Below are 26,429 nucleotides of genomic sequence, written 5' to 3'. Positions count from 1 at the left end.
TTGCCAAAATTATTATGAGTTGTCGAAACTATTAATAGTTGTCAAAACTTTTATGATTCTCCAATTTTATCACTATCTCATAGTGACAAATTCTTCTGCCGAAGTGGGGTGAATAGCAACTGTGTTATCAAAGTCGGCCTTGGTGGCCCCCATCTTCAACGCAACAGCGAAACCCTGCAGCATTTCATCGGAGCCATGACCAATGCTGTGTATACCCACAATTTTCTCTTCTTCACCAACGGTAACGAGCTTCATTTTGCTTGGCTGTCGATGACTGGTCAAAGCAGAGAACATGGCGGTAAAACCACTGTTATACACTTTGATATTCTCAGCACCATAACGCTCAACGGCTTCTTTTTCCGTTAAGCCAACGGTTCCTATGGTTGGGTGACTGAAGACAACCGTGGCAACATTGTCATAATTCAGATGTTCTTCCGGTTTGTTATTAAACAGACGTTCAGACAACCGACGGCCAGCAGCAACAGCAACAGGTGTCAGTTCTATCTTGCCAATGTTGTCACCTACGGCATAAATGTTCGGTACGTTGGTATTCTGAAACTTATCCACAGGAATGTAACCGCGCTGGTCGGTTTCAACACCCGTCGCTTCCAGATTAATGCTGTGAGTATGAGGTTTGCGCCCTACAGCCCAGATCACAGTGTCTACATTCAGACTGTTACCATTTTCCAGATGTACTGTGAGGCTACCGTCGTTTTCTTTGGTAATTTCTTTTGGCACAGAATGAGTATGCAGTGCAGGGCCTTCTGCAGCCATAATTTCAACCAGCGTGTCGGACAGCATGTCATCAAAACTGCGCAATGGCTTGTGCTTGCGAACTAGCAGATGCGTTTCACTACCCAGTGCATGAAGTACACCAGCCAGCTCTACTGCAATATAACCTGCCCCCAGTACAGCAACCCGCTCTGGTCGTTCTGTCAAATCGAAGAAGCCATCGGAGTCAATACCGTATTCAGCTCCGGGAATCTGCGGGATGGCAGGTTCACCGCCGGTTGCAATGGTAATGTGATCAGCTGTGTACTGTACGCCATTCACTTCAACGGTTCTGGCATCAACAAAACGACCATAGCCGTTAATAACAGTAACTTTGTTGTTACCCAAAACCCGGTCATAGGACTGATGAATACGTCCGATATAAGCTTCGCGGCTTTCAACCAGCTTATTCCAGCTGAAGCTTTTAAGTACTGCCTCATGGTCCAGATCAAAACCATAGTCCGGGCCATACTTCACAGCATCAGAGATTTGCCCCGCAAACCACATCGCTTTTTTAGGCACACAACCAACATTCACACAGGTACCGCCGAGGTGTTTAGCCTCAATCAATCCCACTTTTGCACCGTACATTGCGGCGCGGTTGGCTGTGCCGATGCCGCCGCTGCCGCCACCAATTACCAGATAGTCGAAGTGTGTATCTGTTGTCATCAGTATGACTCCCAAGCCTTGATAAACATCGTTTTAATTATTATTGGGTTGAGAATAGCTGTTTTAAAGCTTCAAACGATTCATTGTGAGAGCTGTGGACGATAGGTTCAAGAACCTGTTACGTGCCGAATGTCAGTGTTACGTAAAAACCAAAGGGTTACAGATTCCGTTTAGCGCGTAACGAAAAGAGACTATTACCAGACTTCAGTCGTCGGTCAGGGAAAATAATTTAGTTATTAAAATCAGTTATTTAGGTCGAATTAGAAACAATTGGCACACCGCTTGTATATACACGACTGAAAGCAAACATTACCGCAATAAAAATAATAATAAGGTAATGGATCAGCCAATAATAAAAATAATAAAAGGCTGGTGTTAAGTGGATTGGTTTGCAGGTTTACCTTCAGTTTTAACAAACTGATTTAGTGACTGCGCATACAGTGTGGAACGTCGGAAAAACTGAGTAGACTGCTAAAGCAGCGCGAGTTAGCCGAAAACAGGGAAGCCAATAAGCTATTGGTCGCAACCATCTGAAAACCAATCCACTTACTTTCTTTTTGACACTCTTTCTTTTTAATTCTCTCTGATTTCTGATGAATGAACCAGGTCAACAAAACCGCTGACCCGGTTTCACGCCTTTATCAGCAGTAAGACATACGAATACGTCTATATTCCGGGCTCCAGCGTTTTTCACGAATACGCTGCTCGATTTCCGTCAGTTCAGTCTCCGGAGCCAGTTCTTCTTTCTGTGCCTGCAAAGCCACTGCCAGAGCAATGTCGTTAGTCACACGCTGAATACTGTCCAGAGTCGGCAGTAGTGGGGATTCACGGTTGATTAGAGCCGGAGAAGACAACGCCAGAGTCTGAACCGCTGCATCCAGCATGCCATCAGAAATACGACGTGCGCCGCTAGCCAGTGCGCCCAGACCCAGACCCGGGAAAATGTAGATATTGTTGCATTGGGCAATCGGGTAACTGCGTCCTTCATAGCTTACCGGATCAAACGGACTGCCCGTTGCGATCAGAGCCTTACCTTTACTCCATTTGATAATGTCTTCCGGAATGGCTTCTACCTGACTGATCGGGTTGGACAGCGGGAAGACGATGGGCTGCTCGTGATTCTCGGACATCTGTTCGATGATTTCCTGAGTGAACAGACCCGGCTGACCGGACACACCGATAATGGCATCGGGTTTGGCGTGTTTAACAACATCGACCAGAGAAACAGAGCCATCTGTCATCCATGGCTGAATATCGTCGTGTTTCTGCGCCAGTTTCTGCTGGAAAGCACGCAGATCGGACATTTCATCGTGTACCAGACCGAAGCGATCCACCATGTAAATGCGCTGGCGGGCTTCTTCTTCAGATAGTCCTTTTGCCATCATCAGGCGAATGATCTGTTCAGCAATACCACAACCGGCAGAACCTGCACCGAGGAATGCAATTTTCATGTCCTCAATGGATTTGTCTGCAGCCTTGGCTGCGGCCAGCAGTGTGGCCGCCGTAACACCGGCTGTTCCCTGAATATCATCGTTAAAGCTGCACAGCTCGTCGCGGTATTTTTCCAGCAATGGTGTCGCGTGGTTGATAGCAAAGTCTTCAAACTGCAGCAGGGCATTCGGCCAGCGACGCTTCAGGGCTTTGATAAAACTTTCTACAAACTCGTAGTACTGCTCGTCGTCAATGCGCTCGTGTCTCCAACCCAGATAGTTAGGGTCTTCGAGCAATTTCTGATTGTTAGTACCACAGTCGAGCATGATGGGCAGTGTCTGGTTTGGTGTAATGCCACCCACCGCACTGTAAAGCGACAGTTTACCAATACAGATACCCATGCCACCGACACCCTGGTCACCCAGACCCAGAATACGTTCACCGTCGGTCACCACAATGACTTCAATATTACGTTTGAAGTTTGCCAGCATGGCATCCATACGGGCACGTTCCGGATAGGAAATATAAAGGCCACGCGGACGACGATACAAATCACTGAAACGCTGACATGCCTGACCCACTACCGGGGTGTAAATAATTGGCAACATTTCTTCGAGATGTCTTTGTACCAGAGCATAGAACAGGGTTTCGTTAGTGTCCTGCAGGGAGCGCAGGTAAATGTGCTTCAGAATCGGAGTAGGCTTAATAGAGAACGATTTGTAAGCACGGCGACACTGTTCTTCCAGTGTTTCAACACGAGGCGGCAGAAGACCATGCAGATCCAGCTCGCTTCGCTCCTCCAGAGTGAAGGCTGTACCTTTGTTCAGCAGTGGGTTTTCTAACAGCATCCGTCCGGATAAACCTGTATGGATACTGTGGGATTCAGCTCGGCTCATTTCGAAATTGCTCACTCGTGTTCAGAAAAGAGATTGTGTGTAAATACTAGGGGTAGCGGTGATCATAAAACAGACAGGACATGCCGCAATGCCATGCGTGAATGCACCGCATCGCCTTGAGTAAAGCAGGATATAAACGGTTTATTAAAGTTTTCATCACTGGCTAAAAGGGTCAGACGTTCAGGAGCACCGCCCTCACTAAACGACTATGTACTCATAATGTTTCAACGACGTAACACCTGTGATCCAAAGTTACACTATCTGTGTCGTGACGTAACAATTGTCAGATCATTTTTTGCCCAGTATAGATCAAACGCATTAGTGGAAAGTACGTATCTCTTGTGTTTTATTGTAACGGCTGGAAACTGGCATGCTGCTTGTATAGCTATAGGTAACAAAAACAATAAAAGTCCCAATAAAAATAATAATTTCCTCCCAGTCATCGTGCAGCGATACAATAAGAATAATAAGCTGCCTGTTTTTTCTCTTACTTTCCTGTTTAAATTTCACCTGTACTTACTATTACTAGCCATACGGAATCCTGCCAAGGGATACCGACCATTGAGCCTGACAGGATGGAAATACCAAGGCTTACCGAACTGATCGACCTGGCCATTAAACACGGTAGCATTAACTGGTTCGCAGGAAGCAGACCTACTGCAGATTCCCCGTTCACCGGTTTTGGAGACCGGTTGTTTCTCAATGGCCATTCCTACCCAACTTATCACGCTTATGGTTATGGCGGTGCCGGTATCAGTCTGTCGCAAGGGGTTGCAGATCAGGTGATTCGTGATTTTGACCGAAATCATCTGGACAAACGCGGCAATGTTCTGGTTATTGGCGCAGGCATTGTCGGACTGTCGATTGCCAGAGCCCTGATTCAGGCAGGTTATCAGCAGCTGACCATGCTGTCTGCGTTTTACCCACCCGGTTCCGGGAGCCTGCCGGAAGCATTCAGCCCGGTGAGCAAAGAAAATTATTATCCAAGTTGTGTGGGTGGTGGCTACATTATGCCGGTCAAATTCGGAACCAAACTGCATTCCAGACAAACACGGAGCATCATTGAAAACTCCCAGCATGGCTGGGAAGCTCTGGGAAAAAATCCGTCTTATTCGGCAATGATCAGAAAAGGCAGCCGGATTTCTTTGCTTCCTGTCGATCCTCGTAAAGTCAAAAGTTACCGATATGATGCTATGGCGATCAATCAGCTCTTAGGTTATGAGCTTTATCCGATCGAGATTCATGAACAACCACTGACCGGATTTACGATAAATGATCAGCCATTTAAACGAACTGCTCATTCAATCATCGAAATACACAATACTCTGATGATCGACCCAGTCAGCATTCAGCAACAGTTCATCAAAGAGCTTTCTGACAGCCGCAGGGTATCTTTCTTACAGGAAGTGATACATTCACCTGAAAGCCTGCAGAAACATCTTTCTCCAGGACAAACCATTGTGAACGCGTCTGGCACAGGGATGGGATCTATCTTTGGGGTTTCTGAAACCACTCCGGTAAGAGGTGATCTCATTGTCGCGACCATCCCTCTGAAGTCTCTGAGCTTTGTAAAAAATATCTCTTCAGATCACCATTCATTTTATACACCCGGCATGACATTCCATATGCGATTCAATTCGCACACTATGACGGTTGTTCTTGGGGGCACCAACCTGACCGGGGTTGCTTCAACTGAATTCAGCCAAGCATCGATCAGACATATTCTCAAACACTGGTACGCTTTTGCCCATTGCCCGGACAATTGTCATAACCAGGACAAAAACAGCCTCATTTCACTGAACAATAATAAATATGTGTCATGCTGTTTGGAATCAAATGCTTTTGTTGAAAGGGTGATTGATTCTTTTCCGGATAATATCTGATCAGATGGTCAATTTTGGTGAGATATACATCAGTACAATAACATATTAAAAAAACGAATGTGAATAGCCCACTAGTGCTGGAAAGCTCTAATATCCATACACTCTTATGCTTGCAGAGGCCGAGCCCGATAAGTCCACTTAAAAGGCTTGGCCATCCGCTCATTGAAGAAATCTACAAAACCATGAAGTCTGGTTTTCAGGTCTTCAGTTGATGTAAATATGCCTCTTTTCAAAAACCGTCTCACCAAAATGGAAAACCAGATTTCAATTTGATTCAGCCATGATGCGTGCTTTGGCGTGTAATGAAATACTACTTTATGGGATGGGTCACTGAGGTAAGCCGCCCGAGTTTCCATATTTTTCAAAATACCGGATTTACCTTTGACGCCAAGCTCATTAGCTGGTGTGTTTTCGATAGCTGCAACCTTCATGACAGCCGCTTCTGACATGTGTGTATTGAGCTGATCCATGACCAAATGCCAACCTGCTGCCTTTGGGTCACTGGCCAGAACAAGATCCAGCCAGTCAGCAAAATCCTGCTCTGTTCGAGTATCTCTAATAAGAGGAATTATCTTTCCTGTAGCCACATCCATACCGGCCAGCAAAGCTTGCGTTCCATGACGAGTATACTCAAACTCACGCTTTTCTATGTGACCCGGTTTAACCAGTTTGTTTGGTTTCACGGGCTCCAGAGCTTGCATGCCTGTTTTTTCATCAAAGGAAAAGGTATTGATGCCTTGCTCTGCACGCTTAACGGCTTTCTGATAGGTGTCACATATATCGGCGCAGCGGATTTCAAACGCTTCATCTTTCGGAGTATCAACCCAGCCTTTGACCTTGTCTGGACGAATGTCGGCCTGATTTTAAAAAACGCCCCACCTGTCTCTGCGAGATGGATGAGACAATTTTTTTGTCTACTGCCACCATGGCTAATAAGCTTTCTGACCAATGGCTGAAGGGGTAGCCATGGTCTTCTGGCTTGTCGCAAGACAGGGCAATAATCTGGCAAATCTGTTCAGCGGTAAACTTGGGCGGAGTGCCCGGCCTTTGGGCTTCTTTCAGCTTTTCCAGGGTGGATTGGTCACCAGGTCGTTCGACCCAGTGCTTGCGCCAGCGGGTAACCGTTTCTCTGGTACATTTTAATTTTTTAGCTGTTCCGAGCAGGCTTTTACCTTCTGCACCAGCCAGTATGATTTTGGCTCTGAGCACAAGTGACTGACTACTTTTGCGTCTGCGGACTATGAGCTCAAGGTCTTTACGCTGCTGGTCTGACAAGACGATTTTCTGGGTGTGTTTTGACTGCATCCGTGCTGCTTCTGACAAAGCTGGGGGGCGAAAAATGGATGCAGATCAGAACACAACATGAGGTGTATGTATATTAGAGCTTTCCAGCACTAGTCTAATCATCGCTATCTACCGGACAAATAAGAAAATTCTGTGAATTTTATGGTGAATACCTGACCAGCTGATCTTTAAAAAAGAGTGAAGGTTCAGAGCAGTTGATAGCTGAACTTCATCCTCAAAAATGGTAATCTTCGGCACTTTTGTTCTGTTGCTCCATGGCTGTCGTAAAAGTAGTTTGTATTCACTGTAACCAATCTGAAGATGTTGTTAGGAACGGTAAAGCTAAATCAGGCCTCCAACGGTTTCTCTGCCGCATGTGCAACAAGCGCTTTCAACTGGATTATCTCTACAACGCTAACCAGCCAAACACCCATGAACAGATCGTTCAGCTGACTATTAATGGCTCTGGTGTCAGAGACATAGAGCGTGTGCTCAAAATTAGTCGAACTACTGTCATCGCACATTTAAAAGACTATCGCCGCCTCAGGTAACTGGGCTTCCCTTTCAAAATGCCAGGGTTAAACTGATCTGCGAAATGGATGAGCAGTGGTCATTTGTAGGCAGTAAGAAAAACCAGCGGTGGCTCTGGTACGCTTGGGAACCAAGGTTTAAACGCATAATTGCACATGCCTTTGGTCGGCGAACGGATGCCACGTTGAAGAAGTTGCTCAAACTGCTGGAACCATACTCTTTTGAGTTCATTTGTACAGACAACTGGAAGTCGTACAAAAAGTACATATCAGGAAATCAGCACATTGTTGGGAAACTCTTTACACAACGCATTGAACGGCAAAATCTCAACTTCAGGACACGCTTGAAAAGGCTGGCGCGCAGAACGATTTGCTTCTCTCGATCAGAAGAAATCCACGATAAGGTTATTGGGGAATTCATCTACCGAGAGCACTATCAACTGCTCTGAACCTTCACCTAAAAAAGATGGTTTAATCATCGACCGCAGCCAATAAGATATGCACTAAGATCAATAGGCTATTTGAGTACAGAGTAAGTTTTCTTTCAAGCGGCAGTAAAATGAACTAATTTCAACGACTCTTCAAACCGAATGAATACAGACTTTTTCTATTCGATTGAAGAGGTTAGACTCCATAGCGAGCCCTGAAATCAGTAAAACCTAGAAAATGTAACCTATGACTGACTCCCAGCAGACATGTTGTACAGAAATCCCCAGCTTATCTGATGAGCGTCTGACCCGACTCGCTTCACTGTTTCGCCTGCTGGGCGATGAAGGACGGTTACGACTCGTCATGGCCTGCCTTGATGGTCCGCAACCTGTATGCTGCCTGTCTGAAATTGCAGGCATGTCTCAGCCCCTCACCAGCCACCATCTGCGAGGACTGCGGGAAGCCCGCATTCTGAAATCGTCCCGCAAGGGCAAGCAGATGCTTTATGAACTGGACGATTATCACATTCGCCATGTGGTACTGGACCTTGCAAATCACGTACTGGAAGACGAATAACCCACAGCTCCATGAACCTGTCTGAAAAGGGCGGGTTCATGCTCCCTCCGTCTGCCGCTAAATCTTTCTAATCACCGGGCGACTCCATAGTTATTCATCCCTGTGGAGACAGCAACGAGCCAAACAGACGGGCAAACAAAAAGAAGTTATCAGGTCACTACGATATCCTGGCACTGGAAGGCAGGAAAACATCCGGTTTATCCAGCCAGCCTTCACTTTCTCTGAAAGGGCTGTCTGAATACTCTATTGCCATTCAGCCCGGCATTGATTTTTATTTATATAAATCGAACCAGCCGACAGGGAATTTTATCAATCAATCTTTAACCTAAATTCATCACTTGAGAATCCCGACTAAACTGTAACCCCATCTGCGAAGAGGGATACAGATGATTTTTCCACCAAAATCTGTTCACCCAAAAGGTGAACTTAAAGAACTCAGCAAAAAGTGCTCAACGACCTCTCTTGAAGTGGACACGTTTGAGGGAAAAATCCATGTTGAGTGGGAACCTGGCGCATCAGTCACACCAATGGGGCAGTTACCCTTTTTTATTCAGTTTTTAAAAACAGGTTGTAGATTTGAACCATGGGTTGAAGATTGCCCTTTAACTTACAAAAGCAATAACGCACCTGAAAAAGTTAATGTAATAGGTTCCCTTTTTCTCTCAATACTCTCAGGTCACAAACGTTATGCTCATATTGGAACGTTAACCGGGGATGGAGTGAATCCCAAATTACTGGGTATGACAAAGGTAGTCAGTGATGATTCTGCTCGTCGGGGTTTACTCAAAATAGATGAGAAAGAAGGTGTTGAATGGATGCAGCATCATTTGCAGGAATGCTATGAACCCTTATTAAAGTTACCATGGATATTAGATGTCGACGTTACGATAAAAACCATTTACGGAAGTCAGGAAGGAGCAGAAACAGGTTATAACCCTCATAAGAAAGGGCGTCCTTCACATACTTATCATTCTTACATGATGGCTAATTTAAAGCTGGTTCTTGATGTTGAAGTTCAGCCCGGTGATAAAGGAAACAGTAAGCATTCATTGCCCGGTTTAATAAATCTATTAAACCGTCTACCAAAAGAGTGTTGGCCTGAATTTGTTCGAGGTGATTGTGACTGGGGCAGTGACAGAGTGATGTCAGAACTCGAACAAGCAAATTGTGGTTATCTATTCAAAGTAAAGAAGACAGCCAACGTCAAAAAGTCCATATACCATGCGCACTGTAGCGGGGGATGGGTTCGCTACAACAGATATTGGGAAGGCAAGGAGTCAGAATTAAAACTAGTGCCTGTCAGAAAACCTCTGAAAAATGGCAGTCGTTCCTGGCCGACAGAAGTTGATAACGGCTGGATTTCAGTTACCAGACGAACAAAGGATGTTTTTTGTACTGCGCTGCTCAAAATACAACCTGATTCGACTATCTACGAGCACAGTAATCTCTCATGCTTGGCATGATCAAAAGTAAACTGACGGGAGCCTGACTGAAAGGCTACTGACGATCTCTGGTCAGCAGAATTTTACCCAACCGCTTCAGGTTGCTGGCGACAACAGCCAGTGCGACATACCGCTCAAAGCCTTCTATCCCTTTATCCGGGCATTTGTCGAGACCATTCGCTTCCAGTGCGTTGATATCGGATTCAACGGCTGAGTGCTTCCTTCTTGCCCGGATAAATTCCGGGTGGCATTCCCGTTTTTTGTCATTGGCTGACAGCCTGCCTTTCTTGGGAAGAACTGAATGCTCCAGAAGAACTTCCAGCTTTTCAAGATTGCCCGGACTCCAGAAGCCTTTGTCGTAGCTCACCTGGCTTAATGTCGGGAACCGCTTTTTGGCAGCCTCGGCCATAGGTACTGTAACCTGGTCGTCTGTTTGTTTTTGCATGACCTGATGATGCAAAGTAAAACCGAACTGATCCTGCAACACGCAGACCCGTAACCCCAGTTCAACCGGAGTTCCGGCTTTGCCTTTGCTGATCCATTCTGTATGAGGCTCAAAGATTGAGAACACCTTCTCATTATGGGGAATCTGCTCATGTTCTATCACCCGTCGGTAAATCAGGTTTATCTGGTGACGGCTGTGGGCTATGTGGTATTTGAGGTTTTCCAGCCTTGGCTCATCCGGTTGTTTTTTTCAACAGCAAGGACAAGGTCGTTTCAGCTTTGCGGACAATTGAAAGGCTGTACTTTATGTACTCAAGGTGAGCCATTTCAATGTCGTGCTGCCGCTGCTGTTGTTTCAGTTCACAGGTTGCGCTGGAATGCTTCAGGTTTCGAGCCTTGTTGTAGCGTTTGCGATGCTGGTCTTTAAGATATTTGCTCTGACGCCAGCCCGGAAGCTGGTACTGATTGGAGAGAGCGTATGCAAACTCAATGCTTTTACGGCAAGCGTCGCTCAGAAGGCTGATATCCGTGGGGAAATGGACATCGGTTTTGACTACGAAGGAATCGGCACGGCCATGTAGCGGCTCATCTTTTTTTTAACCAGCTGGTGACCTGCATCCACCGTGACCTGGTTAATCTGATCCAGTATCTCCGGTGTGAAGAGGCTGATGTTATCCTGCAATGTTTGTATGTGGTAGGAATGGGTACAATATGGGCCGTGACCGAGCATTTTCCGTAATGTCCCATGTTCATTAGCCAACTCTTGCAAGCGGTCATAGTCACAATTAGTGACAAGGCGCAGAGTGCCGAAAACCAGAATGTTCCAGAGGTCCATACCGGGACGACCGTTGTGCCGACTGGCAGGAATCATGTTCTCAAGCACCTGAAAAACCCTGTGTCGCAGATCAGGTGTTATCCAGATATGTTGCAGCCCCCGAAGCAGACGGGGAATGTCGTCTCTGGACTTGGGATTAAACGTGATGGCGGAGATATCAACTTCGCCCAACTGCATTTGTGGGTTGATGGTTTGGCGCATAAATGTGGAAACAGCCTGTTTTGGAAAATCTTCGAGTACTATATGGGGCTACAGGCTGCTGTTTTCAAGTGTTTGTGGGTTTTCGGACAGGCACAAACTAGGTGGTTGGGAGAAATCAAGACGAATCATTATTGTTCGAAGAAGATTATCAGGTGATTCTCTGTTGCTGGAGAAAGAGAATAATAAGAAGCAAAAAGAAATCGCTTTTATCTCAGACCCTGAAAACATCAAACTCTTTGAGTACTCAGTATTAGTGACCAGTCTTGATAATGACGTTGTATCCATCATAGATCATTACAGAGACAGAGCTGACTGTGAAAATAATTTTGATGAAATCAAAAATCACTGGGGATGGGGAGGTTACACAACCAAGGATATAAAGCGATGTCGTATTCTATCAAGGATGGTTGCACTGGCATATAACTGGTGGACTTTGTTTGTAAGACTGAGCAATCCTGATTCGCATAAAGAAGCAATAACCAGCAGGCCATTATTGATGAGTGCTATTGGCAAGTTAACAGAGAGTGGGCGTAAGAAAAAAATAACGATTACCAGTCAGCATAATTTGATAAAAAAGATCCAAACAATGCAGGAAGATCTCTGTGTATTTTTTGATGCCATTAAGAAGACTGCAGCGCAGTTGACTCCAATTGATATCTGGTGCCGAATATTAACGAGGGCTGTGTCGAAATTTTTAACAAAAGGTGAAATTATTACGCCTGTCCAGCTTATTAACTCAAGTTAAGCGAAAGCAAGGTTTAGCAGGATAGTAGCTGGCATTGCTCTCTTAGAGCGCGGTGGGTAATCGCTCAACTGCTGAATTTAGGTTTAATTAATGCAGAAGGAATCACCCACCAAACAACTCCAAATCGGGATAGGGTGGAGCCTCGCGGCTCCACTCCTCCCACAACACCCAGCGTACGGGTCCGTACTGGGCGTTTCGGTTAGTTAAGCGTCTACCATCAGCACAAACATGACAATGGAAGGGTCAGTGATACAAGACATATGACTCACACCACCCGCCGGGCTTTTGTAATCCTGTAATGCCGATATAGTCTCAGCTCTTATGACCTTGCAGCTTTCGGTTCCGCCGTCACCGCTTGGCATGAGCACCAGTGTTTGCTGGCCTTTGTCTGCGTCCGATATATCGAGAAACAGAAACTAATCACCGCTCTAACCGTTCAGGCCTTCACTGACTTCGCCAGCTACTATGCCGTCTGCTGACTTCTGTATGGCGATCAGGACATCTTACGATGACCTCAGTCTGAAATATCAGACACCAGACAGACCTCCCGAGGTAAGTTACACCGCCTTCCCTGCACAACTGCCGGATTTACTGTCCGAGTGTCCGGATGAGTATGGGACTTCGTCATCACATGCTGACTCGTCCTCACGCAGACAGCCTCATATCCGATTTCTATTCGTCAGCTCGCAGTTTTGCTCCACACTGCCTTCAGTCTGCACCTCGCGATACAAACCTTGTGCTTCGCTAGCCCTTCGCCCTCATCTGGCTGGGCAGGGGACTTTCACCCCCAAGCTGTGCAACATGCTCGGCACACATGTAAAAAGCTCGGCCGCAAGCGACCGAGCTTTTTACACCAACTCTAACTGCGTGCAATTCTCTTCTTTCTTATTCATAACTTTGAGCTAATCCTGAACATACTTCCGTATCACTTCTTCATTGGCATTTCCGATAGTCTCAACAAAGTAGCTCTGAGTCCAAAGCTTACCGCCCCAGAAATATGCTCTTTTGATATCTGGATATCTCCTGAAAAACTCTCTTGCAGAGATACTTCTGAGTAACTCCCCCTGAGCTCGCCGGTTAGCAAGCCCCTAACCGACAGCAGTTTCAACCGGCGTTAATGTGAAGCCCATATCTTTAGCCTTCTGCTTCAGGGTTTTCAAAACTCTTTCTCTGTACCGCTGCTCAAAGTATTCCTGACCTTCATCTACATACTGGCTCCCATGCTTGAGCATACTGTAAACCAGCCTTGCCAGCTTATGCGCTGTTGCCGTAATCGCCTTTGGAGCACCAAGCTTGCTTCGCATTCTTCGGTAATAAGCACCCAAAGCACTTTTTGATCTGGTCAGTGAATAAGCCGCCAACCTGAATGCTGTTGCGGCTGCGCCTGGCAAACGCTTGGTTTTCCGGTTCAGAACTTTACCACCGGATATTTTGGTTCCGGGACAGAGCCCTAACCAGGAGGCAAAATGTTTAGCGGAAGGCCATCGACTCATATCCAAACCGATTTCTGAAACAATCTTCAGAGCCGTATTTTCGTCGATGCCGTCGATATCAGTCAGATCGACACCGCTCACCCGGTTGAGTTCTGAACGTACATCAAAGTCTGGAGCGCAACGGGACTTCCGTTTTTTTGAAGGCTTATCTGGCGTAGAAAGCTTTTGAGAGTCTTTATCATCTTTGCTGTCAAATGTGTTGAGCTTCTGTTCCAGAGCTTTGTCACAAGCCCTGATTTTTTCATCATAAGTATCGTAAAGTTCAACAGCTTGCCGCAGAGCAAATACATGCTCATCCCGATAATGCCCCTTCAGGGATTTGGCGATTTCTTCCTCGGATTTTTTGCAGTGCTTGTCACGATATCTGGCCAGCTCCACAGGATTCCGCTGCCCATTCAGTATGGCGCGGATAATAGTCATACCGGTTTTTCCGGTAATATCAGTCACCACATTATCCAGTAACAGATTCATCTGTCGAAGTGCCTTTTGCATATGCTGGATGTGGGAAGCACGGTAGCCAACAAGAGTGTCACGTTGTCGTCTATAGGATCGCAATGAACAAACCTGTTCATCCGGGCGGAACGCGCCATTGAGCAATCCGTAAGTATGTAACTGCAAAAGCCATTGGCAGTCCAGAACATCAGACTTACGTCCGGCAACATTCTTTACATGTCGTGCATTGACCAGCTTTACATCAAGTCCCCGGGATTCCAGTATTTCAAACGCAGGTATCCAGTAAATTCCGGTTGACTCCATCACAACGGTGGTAATGCCAAGCTTTACGAGCCAGTCAGCCATAGCTTCAAGGTCTGCGGTAAAACAGCCAAACGAACGCACCGGTTGTTCATCTAACTCTTCTGGCACAGCAACAAAATGTGACTCTGACCCGATATCAATACCAGCAGCAAAGAGATTGATTTTCTCCAGATGTCCGGCAATACGCTTTTTGACTCTGTCAGAATGGGAACGGTTGGATTTGCTGCGGCGAGACATGGTTTACCCTCTATACTTCTGTGCGAAGGCATATCCGGATATGGGGCTGTCGATGATTCGCATTCTTCCGAACGAGATCGCATATTGCGTCATCAGTGATGTTGTCGCCAGCTCCCCGACCACGCTCTCGAACGGGCAAAAGGCACCAGTGTGTTTACGGTCTATGGTCCGGGTATGTCTTCCTTTCTATCATAGGCATGTAGACAGTAGTTGGGAGAAAAGTTACTCATAGATGTTCAGCCGAGCCCGGCTTGGAGCGCTCTTCTGAGTAACTCCCCCTGAGCTCGCCGGTTAGCAAGCCCCTAACCGACAGCAGTTTCAACCGGCGTTAATGTGAAGCCCATATCTTTAGCCTTCTGCTTCAGGGTTTTCAAAACTCTTTCTCTGTACCGCTGCTCAAAGTATTCCTGACCTTCATCTACATACTGGCTCCCATGCTTGAGCATACTGTAAACCAGCCTTGCCAGCTTATGCGCTGTTGCCGTAATCGCCTTTGGAGCACCAAGCTTGCTTCGCATTCTTCGGTAATAAGCACCCAAAGCACTTTTTGATCTGGTCAGTGAATAAGCCGCCAACCTGAATGCTGTTGCGGCTGCGCCTGGCAAACGCTTGGTTTTCCGGTTCAGAACTTTACCACCGGATATTTTGGTTCCGGGACAGAGCCCTAACCAGGAGGCAAAATGTTTAGCGGAAGGCCATCGACTCATATCCAAACCGATTTCTGAAACAATCTTCAGAGCCGTATTTTCGTCGATGCCGTCGATATCAGTCAGATCGACACCGCTCACCCGGTTGAGTTCTGAACGTACATCAAAGTCTGGAGCGCAACGGGACTTCCGTTTTTTTGAAGGCTTATCTGGCGTAGAAAGCTTTTGAGAGTCTTTATCATCTTTGCTGTCAAATGTGTTGAGCTTCTGTTCCAGAGCTTTGTCACAAGCCCTGATTTTTTCATCATAAGTATCGTAAAGTTCAACAGCTTGCCGCAGAGCAAATACATGCTCATCCCGATAATGCCCCTTCAGGGATTTGGCGATTTCTTCCTCGGATTTTTTGCAGTGCTTGTCACGATATCTGGCCAGCTCCACAGGATTCCGCTGCCCATTCAGTATGGCGCGGATAATAGTCATACCGGTTTTTCCGGTAATATCAGTCACCACATTATCCAGTAACAGATTCATCTGTCGAAGTGCCTTTTGCATATGCTGGATGTGGGAAGCACGGTAGCCAACAAGAGTGTCACGTTGTCGTCTATAGGATCGCAATGAACAAACCTGTTCATCCGGGCGGAACGCGCCATTGAGCAATCCGTAAGTATGTAACTGCAAAAGCCATTGGCAGTCCAGAACATCAGACTTACGTCCGGCAACATTCTTTACATGTCGTGCATTGACCAGCTTTACATCAAGTCCCCGGGATTCCAGTATTTCAAACGCAGGTATCCAGTAAATTCCGGTTGACTCCATCACAACGGTGGTAATGCCAAGCTTTACGAGCCAGTCAGCCATAGCTTCAAGGTCTGCGGTAAAACAGCCAAACGAACGCACCGGTTGTTCATCTAACTCTTCTGGCACAGCAACAAAATGTGACTCTGACCCGATATCAATACCAGCAGCAAAGAGATTGATTTTCTCCAGATGTCCGGCAATACGCTTTTTGACTCTGTCAGAATGGGAACGGTTGGATTTGCTGCGGCGAGACATGGTTTACCCTCTATACTTCTGTGCGAAGGCATATCCGGATATGGGGCTGTCGATGATTCGCATTCTTCCGAACGAGATCGCATATTGCGTCATCAGTGATGTTGTCGCCAGCTCCCCGACCACGCTCTCGAACGGGCAAAAGGCACCAGTGTGTTTACGGTCTCTGGTCCGGGTATGTCTTCCTTTCTATCATAGGCATGTAGACAGTAGTTGGGAGAAAAGTTACTCATAGATGTTCAGCCGAGCCCGGCTTGGAGCGCTCTTCTGAGTAACTCCCCCTGAGCTCGCCGGTTAGCAAGCCCCTAACCGACAGCAGTTTCAACCGGCGTTAATGTGAAGCCCATATCTTTAGCCTTCTGCTTCAGGGTTTTCAAAACTCTTTCTCTGTACCGCTGCTCAAAGTATTCCTGACCTTCATCTACATACTGGCTCCCATGCTTGAGCATACTGTAAACCAGCCTTGCCAGCTTATGCGCTGTTGCCGTAATCGCCTTTGGAGCACCAAGCTTGCTTCGCATTCTTCGGTAATAAGCACCCAAAGCACTTTTTGATCTGGTCAGTGAATAAGCCGCCAACCTGAATGCTGTTGCCGCTGCGCCTGGTAAACGTTTGGTTTTCCGGTTCAGAACCTTACCGCCGGATATTTTGGTTCCGGGGCAGAGCCCTAACCAAGAGGCAAAATGTTTAGCGGAAGGCCATCGACTCATATCCAAACCGATTTCTGAAACAATCTTCAGAGCCGTATTTTCGTCGATGCCGTCGATATCAGTCAGATCGACACCGCTCACCCGGTTGAGTTCTGAACGTACATCAAAGTCGGGAGCACAACGGGACTTCCGTTTTTTTGAAAGCTTATCTGGCGTAGAAGGTTTCTGGGAGTCTTTATCATCTTTGCTGTCAAATGTGTTGATTTTCTGTTCCAGAGCTTTGTCACAAGCCCTGATTTTTTCATCATAAGTATCGTAAAGTTCAACAGCTTGCCGCAGAGCAAATACATGCTCATCCCGGTAATGCCCCTTCAGGGATTTGGCGATTTCTTCCTCGGATTTTTTGCAGTGCTTGTCACGATATTTAGCCAACTCCACAGGATTCCGCTGCCCATTCAGTATGGCGCGGATAATAGTCATACCGGTTTTTCCGGTAATATCAGTCACCACATTATCCAGTAACAGATTCATCTGTCGAAGTGCCTTTTGCATATGCTGGATGTGGGAAGCACGGTAGCCAACAAGAGTGTCACGTTGTCGTCTATAAGATCGTAAAGAGCAAACCTGCTCATCAGGGCGGAACGCGCCATTGAGCAACCCGTAAGTATGTAACTGCAAAAGCCATTGGCAGTCCAGAACATCAGACTTACGTCCGGCAACATTCTTTACATGTCGTGCATTGACCAGCTTTACATCAAGTCCCCGGGATTCTAGTATTTCAAACGCAGGTATCCAGTAAATTCCGGTTGACTCCATCACAACGGTGGTAATGCCAAGCTTTACGAGCCAGTCAGCCATAGCTTCAAGGTCTGCGGTAAAACAGCCAAACGAACGCACCGGTTGTTCATCTAACTCTTCTGGCACAGCAACAAAATGTGACTCTGACCCGATATCAATACCAGCAGCAAAGAGATTGATTTTCTCCAGATGTCCGGCAATACGCTTTTTGACTCTGTCAGAATGGGAACGGTTGGATGTGCTGCGGCGAGACATGATTTACCCTCTATACTTCCGTGCGAAGGCATATCCGGATATGGGGCTGTCGATGATTCGCATTCTTCCGAACGAGATCGCATATTGCGTCATCAGTGATGTTGTCGCCAGCTCCCCGACCACGCTCTCGAACGGGCAAAAGGCACCAGTGTGTTTACGGTCTCTGGTCCGGGTATGTCTTCCTTTCTATCATAGGCATGTAGGCAGTAGTTGGGAGAAAAGTTACTCATAGATGTTCAGCCGAGCCCGGCTTGGAGCGCTCTTGATAATCTGCATTACGTAACGGTTTTGCTTTCACCCTCTGCCAGATACTCAAAGTCTGATGCCGGGTTAAATTCGAATGAGCCATCAGCGTTTATGCTGATCGAACCCGCTTCAGGTGCAGAAACCAGTGTGTAAGTCATGGTTTCGTCAGAGTTATTATCCAGCGAGTAAAGCTGACCTTTCAGTACGGTAACATCTTCATTCGTCACCATGGACGAGGTTTGCGCAACCGGTTTATAAGACGTCGTTACCGAATCCTCGGTTTCACCATCCTCTTCATCAGACTCCTCCTCAGCCACATTGGCAGTTGCTGAACTCTCAGTAGCGCCTGCTTCAGAGGAAACATCTGTTTGTTGCTGCCTGAATTCGTAATCATCTTCACGTTCAATAACAGGCATATCCAGCGAGTTACGCTGAACCTCTACGACTTCAGAGCTGCCTTCACCCGACGATCCCTGTTCTTCACCGGCAGCGGCTGCCTGAGCCACTTCGATCGGGTCAGCGCCTTCGGCAATAGCTGCCTGAAGTTCATCAAGTGACAGGTCATCCTCTGACTCATCGTCCTGGCCAGACAGCATGCTATTCGTGAGAGTAAGTTGCTGCTGCGACCCCAGTTCCATAACCTGGTTATTAGCCGTTTTAATGACAACGGAACCACCACTCTCAGTGAAGACCTGATCATTCAGATAGACCTTGTCTCCTTTTTCGAGTTCTTTCTTAGAGGCTGTTTTAAAACTAAACAAGCCTCTTAACCATTATTCGAATCATGCATATATAGATAAACGATTCTGAATTTTCTGGTAGTTGCTCATAATCCTTCGCCAAGCGACGAGAGCCTTCAAACCACCCAAAGGTTCTCTCTACGACCCATCGCTTGGCTTGCACAACAAATTTACCCCGTGGGCGCTTTGTGATTTCCAGCTCTCGTCTTGGCTTTCTCCGATAAAACCACTCTTCCAGATACCCTCTGTAACCGCAGTCTGCCCAAACCTTACGGATTTTCTTAAAGTGCTTGATCACACAGGCAAGCAATATCTCTCCAGAAAGGCTGTCACTGATAGAAGCTGAATGAACCCAAAGAACCAGAATCAGACCTAGGGGGCGTTCTCAATTAGCTCAAGTATGCATGTTTGAGGTATAGTTTGCGGCTTTTTTGGTTCACTATGCCTCGTACAGTTCTCCGCAATGATCAATGGAATCGAATCAAAGACCTCCTGCCAGGAAAATCATCAGACTGTGGAGTAACAGCCAAGGATAATCGCAAGTTTCTCGAAGCTGTTCTGTGGATTGCCAGAACTGGAGCACCATGGAGAGACCTACCAAAATCTTTCGGAAATTGGCACAGAGTTTATGTTCGCTATAACCGTTGGTGCCACAAGGCAACGTGGGGCGACATCTTTGAAGAGCTTTCCAAGGATAAGAATCTTGAGTATCTGATGGTAGACGGCAGTATTGCTCGAGTTCATCAGCATGGAGCACCAAAAAAACAGCTCAAGATGATGAGGCCGTTGGCAAATCAAGAGGTGGTCTGACGACTAAAATCCATGCTGCTGTAGATGCTCTGGGAAATCCGGTTCGCTTAATACTGACAGCAGGTCAAGCATCAGAATATGGTCAGGCAAATGCATTAATAGAGGCTTTTTCTGCAGATTATGTTCTTGCAGATAAAGGCTATGACTCAGATGCATTCATTCTGGCTATCGGCTGTATAGGGGCTGAACCGGTTATCCCGCCGAGAAAAGGAAGACTGCAACCAAGGCTCTATGACAGAGAGCTTTACAAGGAGCGCAATCTTGTAGAAAGGTTATTTCAAAAGCTGAAGCACTTCCGGAGAATCGCAGCCCGATACGAACGGTTGGGTCGAAATTACTTGGGAATGCTTCAGTTGACAGCTTCTTTGGTCTGGTTGGCGTAATTGAGAACGCCCCCTAGCGTATCTACAACTATATGGCGCTTTCTACCATTGATCTTCTTGCCTCCGTCATAACCCCGGCCCCCCCTTTTACTGAGGTTTTTACACTCTGAGAATCAATGCTGGCAGCAGTTGGTTGAGCTAATTTGACAACACTCAGCCTTACTTTGTCTCTCAAAGCGTCGTGTAATTTCTTCCAGGTTCCATCGAGCCGCCAGTTTCGGAAATAGGTGTAAACGGTTCCCCAAGGCGGGAAGTCAGAAGGCAACTGTCGCCACTGACAGCCTGTTTTATCAACATAGATAATCGCATCCAGAATGTGTCGATAAGCCCACTCTCTGGGTCTGCCATTTTTGGGTTGGTCATATCCCGGATCGGGGAAGAAGGGCTGAATGACTTTCCACTGGTCATCAGTCAAATCTGAGGGGTACATGGAGAACCCTCCATCAAAGAAACTCTATGAAGGGTAATACATTGTGTACGAATTTTCTTGAGTCAGTGGTCTATAGCTTTTGAAACAGCCTCTTAGTTCCATCGGGTTTAACAACAAAGACTTTGCCTGATGCGGCTGTGATTTCACCAATAACTGGCGAAGAGCTTCCGGAGTTAGAGTTCATATTGCCTATGCTCACTCTGAATAAATAGGAGCAATGGGAATTCGGATAGAGCGTTGAGATAGGAAATTAAAACGCAGGGCGGGCGAATTCCCTTCGCACCTGTTTTATAAATCAATTTAAACGTTTATAAGTTTCAGAATAGCCAGATGGAAGCAGGTAGCGCGTACGTATTTATATAGTAAATTGAAATTAAAAATATAAAAAATAACAACGGCGCGTTTTACTTTAAATAAAATGCGCCGTTGTTATTTGGTTTAATTTAACATTATTTCTTAAAAAAGGATTTTCAGCTGAATTAACGCATTATCGTTCAGTCAATGCGTTCTGTTTGGATTTCAAGATAGGTTTAAGTAAATAATCCATCAGACTTTTTTTGCCGGTAATAATATCCACATTGGTTTTCATACCGGGAATAATTTCCAGTGGTTTTTCTTCAGTACCCAGATGATTTTTTTCTGTTCTAATGTGCACAATATAAAAGCTTTCGCCTTTTTCATTCTCAACGGTATCTGCACCAATATGCTCCAGTGTGCCTTCAAGGCCACCATAAATTGCAAAATCGTAAGCGGTTAATTTAACAACCGAACGCATACCTTCCCGTAAGAAGCCAATGTCCTTTGGACTGATTTCAGTTTCAATTAACAAATTATCTTCAACAGGAACGATTTCCAGCAAATCCATACCTGGCTGAATAACACCACCAATCGTATTTATATTAATTTTCTTAACAATACCTGGGACAGGAGATCGAACCAGTGTTCTGTTGACCTGATCTTCAAGACTGGTATGAGACTCAGTCATTTGTGCAAGTTTCAGTTCAGTTTCTCTCAACTCCTGCACAACTTCTTCCCTGAACTTAACAGTCAGTTCTCTTTTTCGAGCCAGAGCTTCTTGGTAGGCTGACTCAAGCTTGGGAATAGATAACTCGGTCATTTTTCTCTCAGAAGCCAGATCATTAACCCGTTGCTTCAGCTGAATCATCTCCACATGGGAAACCACACCCTGCTGAGCCAGTGGTTTGGTTAATTCCAGCTCTTCTTCTCCCAGATCAAGGCTGGTTGTCAGAAACTCCAGTTGGGCTTCGGAAGCTGATAATTCATGCTTGGCCTGACTGGACTGACGGTTTGCAATGTCCAGTTCAGCCCTTAAACCTGCTTTGCGGTTGTCAAAGATGGTTTCTTCACGATCAATGTATTCGCGATAATCATTCAGCTCAGGAGGAAAATAGATGTCTTTGCCGCTCAGTTCAGCTTTCAAGCGCGATGCTCTGGCCAGCTCACTGTAATATTCAACAGCACTTTCCCGGTAAGTCGAGCGGAAACGTGTGTCGTCCAGCCTGAGCAGCAGCTGATCTTCTTCTACCAGTTCACCTTCCTGAACGTAGATTTCCTGCAATATTCCGCCTTCAAGATTCTGTACCACCTGCAATCTGGAAGAAGGGATCACTTTGCCCATGCCCCGGGTAATTTCATCCAGCTCGGCAACGGTGGCCCAGATAATGGCGGTAAAGACCGCCAACAACATCATGTAAATCAGCAGCCGGCCACCTCTTGGTGTTTTCATCAACATGGCAGCACTGGTATCTGACATGTATTCCAGATCTTCAGGCTTTACATGCTCTTCCAGTGAAGATTCAGCCACTTCTTCGGCCGTTTCAGAAGGCTCAAGAATATCCTGCTCCTGCAGCACCTGCTCTTCACTCTGCTTTTTGGGATCAGTGTCCTTTTGATCGTTCATCGAAATACCATCTGTTATTCAATCTTCAGCTTGCCCTGCTTCAGAGCAGCATGAACCTGCTCCTTCGGCCCATCAGCAACCACTTTGCCGTTATCCACAACCACCAGCCTGTCCACCATATCGAGCATGGACGCTTTGTGAGTAACAAGAACAATCGTTTTATCTTTACAACGGGTCTTGAGCTGCTCTTTCATGCGCTGCTCAGTTGTATTGTCCATAGAGCTGGAGGGCTCATCGAGCACCAGAATCGGAGGATCCATCAACAGAGCCCGCGCCAGGGCGATGCTCTGCCGTTGTCCACCAGAAAGATTCTGTCCACGCTCGCCCACCATCATATCCATACCGTTAGGGTGCTTGTTGGCAAACTCGGTAACACCCGCTATCTCAGCCGCTTTCAGTAACGCCTCATCATCAATAAAACTGGCGCCCAGAGTGATGTTTTCTTTGATGGTTCCGTAGAACAGCGTGATGTCCTGGGATACACAGCCAATACTGCTTCGTAAATCCGAAGGGTTCAGCTGCCGCAAGTCAATGCCATCAATCCGTACGGCGCCATTTTCCGGCTCATAGAGACCCAGAATAAGCTTTTCAATGGTGGTTTTGCCGGAACCGATTCGCCCGATAATGGCGACCTTCTCTCCAGCTTTGAAATTGAGGGAGATACCGCGCAGAGCCTGAATTTCCTGTTCAGGATAGGTAAAATCAACCTGGTCGAATTCAATAGCACCTTTCAGTTCAGGACGGTTGACATAGTCCCGGTCTTCATGGCGTTCAATGGGCATCTCCATCACCTGATTCAAACCGTCAAGTGCAGATTTTGCCTGATTGTAACGGGTAGCCAGACCCGCAACCTGGGCCATAGGAGCAAGGCAACGACCCGCCAGCATAACGGTAGCAATCAGCCCTCCCATACTCAGGTCACCTTCTGAAATCAGGAACACGCCCGTTGCCACCAGACCGATGTTACACATTTGCTGTACATAGGCACTGATGGTTGAAGCAGAAGAACTGAGCATTTTTGTACGAATGCTCCATGTGGCGATATGCCCAACTGACTTTTCCCATTTGTACTGTATATCGCTTTCAGCCTGGGCAATTTTCAATGCTTCCATACCCGTCAGGCTTTCAATCAATGTCGCACTTTTCTGGGAATTAGAACGCAAGGTCTTTTCCACCGAACGACGCAAAGGCCCCTGAATGGCAAAGCTGTACACTCCGATCAGGAACATACAGAACAGCGGAATAAAGGCGAGAGGGCCGCCCAGCATGAAAATCACCATCAGAATGATGAAGGTGAAGGGCAGATCAACAAGTGCAGTCACCGTTGAGGAAGTAATAAACTCCCGAATACTTTCAAAGTCCTGAAGGTTTTTAGCAAAGGAACCAACCGAAGCCGGGCGCGCCGACATACTAAGCCCAAGCACACGTTCCATGATTCTGGATGACAACAGAATATCGGACTTTTTTCCTGCCAAATCAATAAAATAGCTTCGTATCATTTTCAGCACAAAATCGAAGCTGAACACGATAATGGCTCCAACAGCCAGCACCCAGAGGGTATCAAAAGCCTGATTGGGCACCACCCGGTCATAAACGTTCATTACAAACAGCGGGCTTGCCACAACAAACAGGTTAATCATTAACGAAGCCAGCAGTACATCGCGATAAATCCGCCATGAGCCAAGAATCGTCCCCCAGAACCAGTGTCTGGATTTTACATCCAGCGTGGTGGGGCTGCGCTTGTCGTAGCGGTGTTTTTCCCGAATATAAATCGCATAACCGCTGTAATGGTCTGCAAGGTCTTCCAGAGAAATACGCTTAACGCCATCACCGGTTTCTGGCAAAACCACCCGGGCATGACCTTCTTCATGGTCAATGTCCAATAAGACACAGGCTTTGCGTTTTTTCAGAAACAGAACAACCGGAGTGACCAGAGGCGATATATCCACCAATTCCCGCTTATGCACCTTGCTGGCCAAGCCGGCACGGTTGGCTGAGCGGATAAAAAGGTCTGCATTAAACAAACCTTCTTCAAGGGGCAGACCGGCTCTGAGAGAGTCGTTGGAATACGGTTTTCCGTAATGACGTGTGAGGAAAGCCAGGCATTCCAGCAAGGGATCAAATTCCATCTGATCCTGCTCTGGTACACCCCATTCCTCAGTTGCTGCAATTGTCTGATCCATGGGTCCCTGCCAATGAATACGAGATTAAAACAAACTGCTTACTGATCGTGGATATGCGTAGCAAGGTTAAAATGAATCAACCTTCTAATTAATGACAATAGTCCGTAAAAGACCGTTCTTGTATGACTTGTCGCTTTCTTTTTCTTTTAAAAAAATTATCCAGCTTCCGTCAAATAACTGTTCCGACAGACTATAGTTTTGTGGCAAAAAATTCGTTTTACAGGACTAAAAATGTCGAATAACTCTTCTGAATCAAACACACCGCCCGAGTCAGAAGCCAAACGATGGTTTTTAAAAGCAGCCTCCGCTTTTACAGCAGGCAGCATATTTCCGTCTTCATCCTTCAGTGCAGAAAAATATTACTTACCAGATTTCAAATGCGGAATGATTTTGGTAACAGGAGGAGCTGGATATATCGGAAGCCATACTTGCGTTGAACTACTTGAAGCAGGCTACGACATTATTGTGCTTGATATTGATGTGTGCCAAAGCCATCAGACAAAAGTCTCCAAACATGCATAAGCTGTATGTTCTGACCTGAAAAATCCCTGTATTTTTCGTGGGAGACGTTGCAGGGATTTCAAGCATGTCCGCACTGCTCGAAGAAACTGGCCCTTGGTTCTCAGCGTCATTCTGCCAAGATGGCCTGATTTGAGATAACCCCAGACCGATTCATCCGGGTTCAGCTGAGGTGAGTAAGCTGGCAGAATATGAACTCCAAGCAGCCTTGGCTCCTGCTCTATATATTTTTGCACCTTTTTTGCCTTATGGGCCGGGTGGCCATCAGTAACAACAATGATGGGGCGGTCATGAGAAGTAACCAGCTGCTTTAAAAAGCAAATAAACACATCAGTGTTAAAGCGTCCGGGGATCGTCATATACCGCATAGTTCCTTCAGCGCTAACCGCTGAAATCATGTTAATACTGAAGCGTGCTCCTGTTGCTTCAACAATTGGAGTGCAGCCTTTTTTAGCCCAGGTTGTACCACTGTGATAGTCAGAACGGACACTTGATTCATCAGCAAAATAAATCAAGGCATTGCTTTCTTCAGCTTGTTGCCGGATATCCGGGTAACGATCTGTTAACCATTCATCTACTTTTTTTGATCCTGTTGCCAGGCTTTGCGAACAGGACGCTGAGGCGACAACCCCAGCGGCGCAACATCTTCCCAACAGCGGCAGGGTGCATGGATACATTGAACTCAGTCTTAATGACTGAAGCGACAATATCTCTTGTCCACATGGTTTTGTAGAACCCAAAATCAGTTGGATTTTTTAGTGAAATAATCTGAGTGAGCTGCTCTTGTTGATCAATATTCAGCTTGGGTGGGCGACCATGAATTGGACGAGTCTTTAAAGCGTCAAAACCGCCTTCCTTATAGCGATTCACCCAGAGATACACGCAAGACAGATGTGTTGCGTGAAGTTCAGATAGCTCAGGAACGGAAATGCCGTCAAGCCATTGTTGAACGGCTTGCATGCGGATGGATTCACGAACTTGATGTGGGATTTTACGACCGTCGATTTTGCTCATATACGCCTCAAATCGTCATGACCGCATTTTTCGGTCACCCCGCACGATGAAAATAATGCTCTGCCACAATGCATCTGTGGCAGAGCCTGGCAGTGGTCGATGTTTTTGCAGTGGCTTTTGACCCTGAACTCAAATTGACCTGGGCTAGATCGTTCGCACCC

General features: G+C 46.5%; 23 protein-coding genes and 2 pseudogenes. 7 read left to right on the top strand and 18 right to left on the bottom strand.

Annotated features, from left to right (window positions below; all coding sequences use genetic code 11):
- Nucleotides 1-72 precede the first annotated feature (72 nt).
- Together gorA and EZMO1_RS01640 are read right to left on the bottom strand one after the other, a co-directional pair.
- Nucleotides 73-1,440, bottom strand: coding sequence for a glutathione-disulfide reductase (gorA, locus tag EZMO1_RS01645; RefSeq protein WP_034879477.1), 1,368 nt, complete (start codon nt 1,438-1,440; stop codon nt 73-75).
- 641 nt (nt 1,441-2,081) lie between these two features.
- On the bottom strand, nt 2,082-3,767 hold the full coding sequence (locus tag EZMO1_RS01640) for an NAD-dependent malic enzyme (RefSeq protein ID WP_034879478.1): 1,686 nt from the start codon (nt 3,765-3,767) through the stop codon (nt 2,082-2,084).
- A gap of 575 nt (nt 3,768-4,342) precedes the next feature.
- Between EZMO1_RS01640 and EZMO1_RS01630 the strand changes: the two genes are divergently transcribed.
- Nucleotides 4,343-5,650, top strand: coding sequence for an FAD-dependent oxidoreductase (locus EZMO1_RS01630; RefSeq protein WP_034879482.1), 1,308 nt, complete (start codon nt 4,343-4,345; stop codon nt 5,648-5,650).
- Between the two features lie 104 nt (nt 5,651-5,754).
- Here the strand turns inward: EZMO1_RS01630 and EZMO1_RS01625 are convergent, their stop codons facing one another.
- Both EZMO1_RS01625 and EZMO1_RS01620 read right to left on the bottom strand, forming a co-directional pair.
- Entirely contained in the window at nt 5,755-6,333 is a 579-nt protein-coding gene (locus EZMO1_RS01625) for a transposase (protein ID WP_413783212.1), read from the bottom strand.
- Between the two features lie 136 nt (nt 6,334-6,469).
- On the bottom strand, nt 6,470-6,955 hold the full coding sequence (locus EZMO1_RS01620) for a helix-turn-helix domain-containing protein (RefSeq protein WP_051789993.1): 486 nt from the start codon (nt 6,953-6,955) through the stop codon (nt 6,470-6,472).
- Between the two features lie 254 nt (nt 6,956-7,209).
- On the opposite strand from EZMO1_RS01620, the gene EZMO1_RS25225 reads away from it, so the two are divergent.
- From EZMO1_RS25225 to EZMO1_RS27150, 3 genes are all read left to right on the top strand, one after another.
- A protein-coding gene (locus EZMO1_RS25225; protein ID WP_145912433.1) for an IS1 family transposase occupies nt 7,210-7,913 on the top strand; the annotation gives its coding sequence in 2 pieces (ribosomal slippage) (nt 7,210-7,450 and nt 7,450-7,913; 705 coding nt in all).
- A gap of 226 nt (nt 7,914-8,139) precedes the next feature.
- The gene (locus tag EZMO1_RS01610; RefSeq protein ID WP_034879486.1) at nt 8,140-8,469 is read left to right on the top strand and encodes an ArsR/SmtB family transcription factor; all 330 of its coding nucleotides are present in this window, start codon (nt 8,140-8,142) and stop codon (nt 8,467-8,469) included.
- A 386-nt stretch (nt 8,470-8,855) separates the two neighbouring features.
- Nucleotides 8,856-9,932 carry a transposase gene (locus EZMO1_RS27150; protein WP_086936373.1) on the top strand — a complete coding sequence of 359 codons (1,077 nt, stop codon included), beginning with the start codon at nt 8,856-8,858 and terminating at the stop codon, nt 9,930-9,932.
- Nucleotides 9,933-9,966: 34 nt separating this feature from the next.
- Here EZMO1_RS27150 and EZMO1_RS25215 read toward each other — a convergent pair.
- Nucleotides 9,967-11,391: pseudogene (locus EZMO1_RS25215) on the bottom strand (ISNCY family transposase).
- 163 nt (nt 11,392-11,554) lie between these two features.
- Between EZMO1_RS25215 and EZMO1_RS01590 the strand changes: the two are divergent.
- Nucleotides 11,555-12,136: a hypothetical protein gene (locus EZMO1_RS01590; protein ID WP_061509251.1), complete on the top strand. Its 582-nt coding sequence runs from the start codon at nt 11,555-11,557 to the stop codon at nt 12,134-12,136.
- Between the two features lie 203 nt (nt 12,137-12,339).
- Here EZMO1_RS01590 and EZMO1_RS26450 read toward each other — a convergent pair whose 3' ends face one another.
- From EZMO1_RS26450 to EZMO1_RS27920, 7 genes are all read right to left on the bottom strand, one after another.
- Nucleotides 12,340-12,498, bottom strand: a complete 159-nt coding sequence (locus EZMO1_RS26450; protein ID WP_160173990.1) for a hypothetical protein — start codon at nt 12,496-12,498, stop codon at nt 12,340-12,342.
- Nucleotides 12,499-13,038: 540 nt separating this feature from the next.
- A complete protein-coding gene (locus EZMO1_RS27925) occupies nt 13,039-13,146 on the bottom strand; it encodes a transposase (RefSeq protein ID WP_420809936.1) in 108 nt (35 codons plus the stop codon).
- A gap of 78 nt (nt 13,147-13,224) precedes the next feature.
- Nucleotides 13,225-14,622 (bottom strand): IS110 family RNA-guided transposase, encoded by a 1,398-nt coding sequence (locus tag EZMO1_RS01585; protein WP_061509250.1) that lies wholly within the window; start codon nt 14,620-14,622, stop codon nt 13,225-13,227.
- Nucleotides 14,623-14,924: 302 nt separating this feature from the next.
- Nucleotides 14,925-16,322, bottom strand: coding sequence for an IS110 family RNA-guided transposase (locus tag EZMO1_RS01580; RefSeq protein ID WP_061509250.1), 1,398 nt, complete (start codon nt 16,320-16,322; stop codon nt 14,925-14,927).
- 302 nt (nt 16,323-16,624) lie between these two features.
- A complete protein-coding gene (locus EZMO1_RS01575; protein ID WP_061509249.1) occupies nt 16,625-18,022 on the bottom strand; it encodes an IS110 family RNA-guided transposase in 1,398 nt (465 codons plus the stop codon).
- A gap of 275 nt (nt 18,023-18,297) precedes the next feature.
- Nucleotides 18,298-19,029 carry a retention module-containing protein gene (locus EZMO1_RS01570; protein WP_034879488.1) on the bottom strand — a complete coding sequence of 244 codons (732 nt, stop codon included), beginning with the start codon at nt 19,027-19,029 and terminating at the stop codon, nt 18,298-18,300.
- Nucleotides 19,022-19,321, bottom strand: coding sequence for a transposase (locus EZMO1_RS27920; RefSeq protein ID WP_420809935.1), 300 nt, complete (start codon nt 19,319-19,321; stop codon nt 19,022-19,024). The genes EZMO1_RS01570 and EZMO1_RS27920 overlap by 8 nt, the downstream gene beginning before the upstream one ends.
- A gap of 128 nt (nt 19,322-19,449) precedes the next feature.
- On the opposite strand from EZMO1_RS27920, the gene EZMO1_RS25205 reads away from it, so the two are divergent.
- Nucleotides 19,450-20,201, top strand: a protein-coding gene (locus EZMO1_RS25205) for an IS5 family transposase (protein ID WP_420809934.1) whose coding sequence is annotated in 2 segments (ribosomal slippage) — nt 19,450-19,773 and nt 19,776-20,201 — 750 coding nt in all. Because the reading frame shifts where the segments join, the coding sequence is not laid out codon by codon here.
- On the opposite strand, the gene EZMO1_RS27915 is transcribed toward EZMO1_RS25205, so the two are convergent.
- The 4 genes from EZMO1_RS27915 to EZMO1_RS01545 form a co-directional block, all read right to left on the bottom strand.
- Entirely contained in the window at nt 20,168-20,254 is an 87-nt protein-coding gene (locus EZMO1_RS27915) for a hypothetical protein (RefSeq protein ID WP_413783224.1), read from the bottom strand. The genes EZMO1_RS25205 and EZMO1_RS27915 overlap by 34 nt on opposite strands.
- Complete coding sequence (locus EZMO1_RS01555; RefSeq protein ID WP_034879671.1) at nt 20,230-20,631, bottom strand: IS5 family transposase; 402 nt, start codon at nt 20,629-20,631, stop codon at nt 20,230-20,232. Before EZMO1_RS01555 ends, EZMO1_RS27915 begins: the two co-directional genes overlap by 25 nt.
- A 487-nt stretch (nt 20,632-21,118) precedes the next feature.
- On the bottom strand, nt 21,119-22,552 hold the full coding sequence (locus EZMO1_RS01550; RefSeq protein WP_082212345.1) for an HlyD family type I secretion periplasmic adaptor subunit: 1,434 nt from the start codon (nt 22,550-22,552) through the stop codon (nt 21,119-21,121).
- A 14-nt stretch (nt 22,553-22,566) separates the two neighbouring features.
- Nucleotides 22,567-24,735 carry a type I secretion system permease/ATPase gene (locus EZMO1_RS01545; RefSeq protein ID WP_082212344.1) on the bottom strand — a complete coding sequence of 723 codons (2,169 nt, stop codon included), beginning with the start codon at nt 24,733-24,735 and terminating at the stop codon, nt 22,567-22,569.
- A 384-nt stretch (nt 24,736-25,119) separates the two neighbouring features.
- Between EZMO1_RS01545 and EZMO1_RS27910 the strand changes: the two are divergent.
- Nucleotides 25,120-25,209: pseudogene (locus EZMO1_RS27910) on the top strand (NAD-dependent epimerase/dehydratase family protein); the annotation flags it as partial.
- Nucleotides 25,210-25,229: 20 nt separating this feature from the next.
- Here EZMO1_RS27910 and EZMO1_RS01540 read toward each other — a convergent pair.
- Nucleotides 25,230-25,769 carry an IS630 family transposase gene (locus EZMO1_RS01540; protein WP_051790642.1) on the bottom strand — a complete coding sequence of 180 codons (540 nt, stop codon included), beginning with the start codon at nt 25,767-25,769 and terminating at the stop codon, nt 25,230-25,232.
- A 55-nt stretch (nt 25,770-25,824) separates the two neighbouring features.
- The gene (locus EZMO1_RS01535; protein ID WP_061509247.1) at nt 25,825-26,268 is read right to left on the bottom strand and encodes a helix-turn-helix domain-containing protein; all 444 of its coding nucleotides are present in this window, start codon (nt 26,266-26,268) and stop codon (nt 25,825-25,827) included.
- Between the last annotated feature and the right edge of the window lie 161 nt (nt 26,269-26,429).

This window comes from Endozoicomonas montiporae CL-33 (assembly GCF_001583435.1).
In the GTDB taxonomy this organism is placed as follows: domain Bacteria; phylum Pseudomonadota; class Gammaproteobacteria; order Pseudomonadales; family Endozoicomonadaceae; genus Endozoicomonas_A; species Endozoicomonas_A montiporae.
The sequence above is the reverse complement of the archived record's forward strand: the minus strand, read 5'-3'. Positions and strand labels throughout refer to the sequence as shown.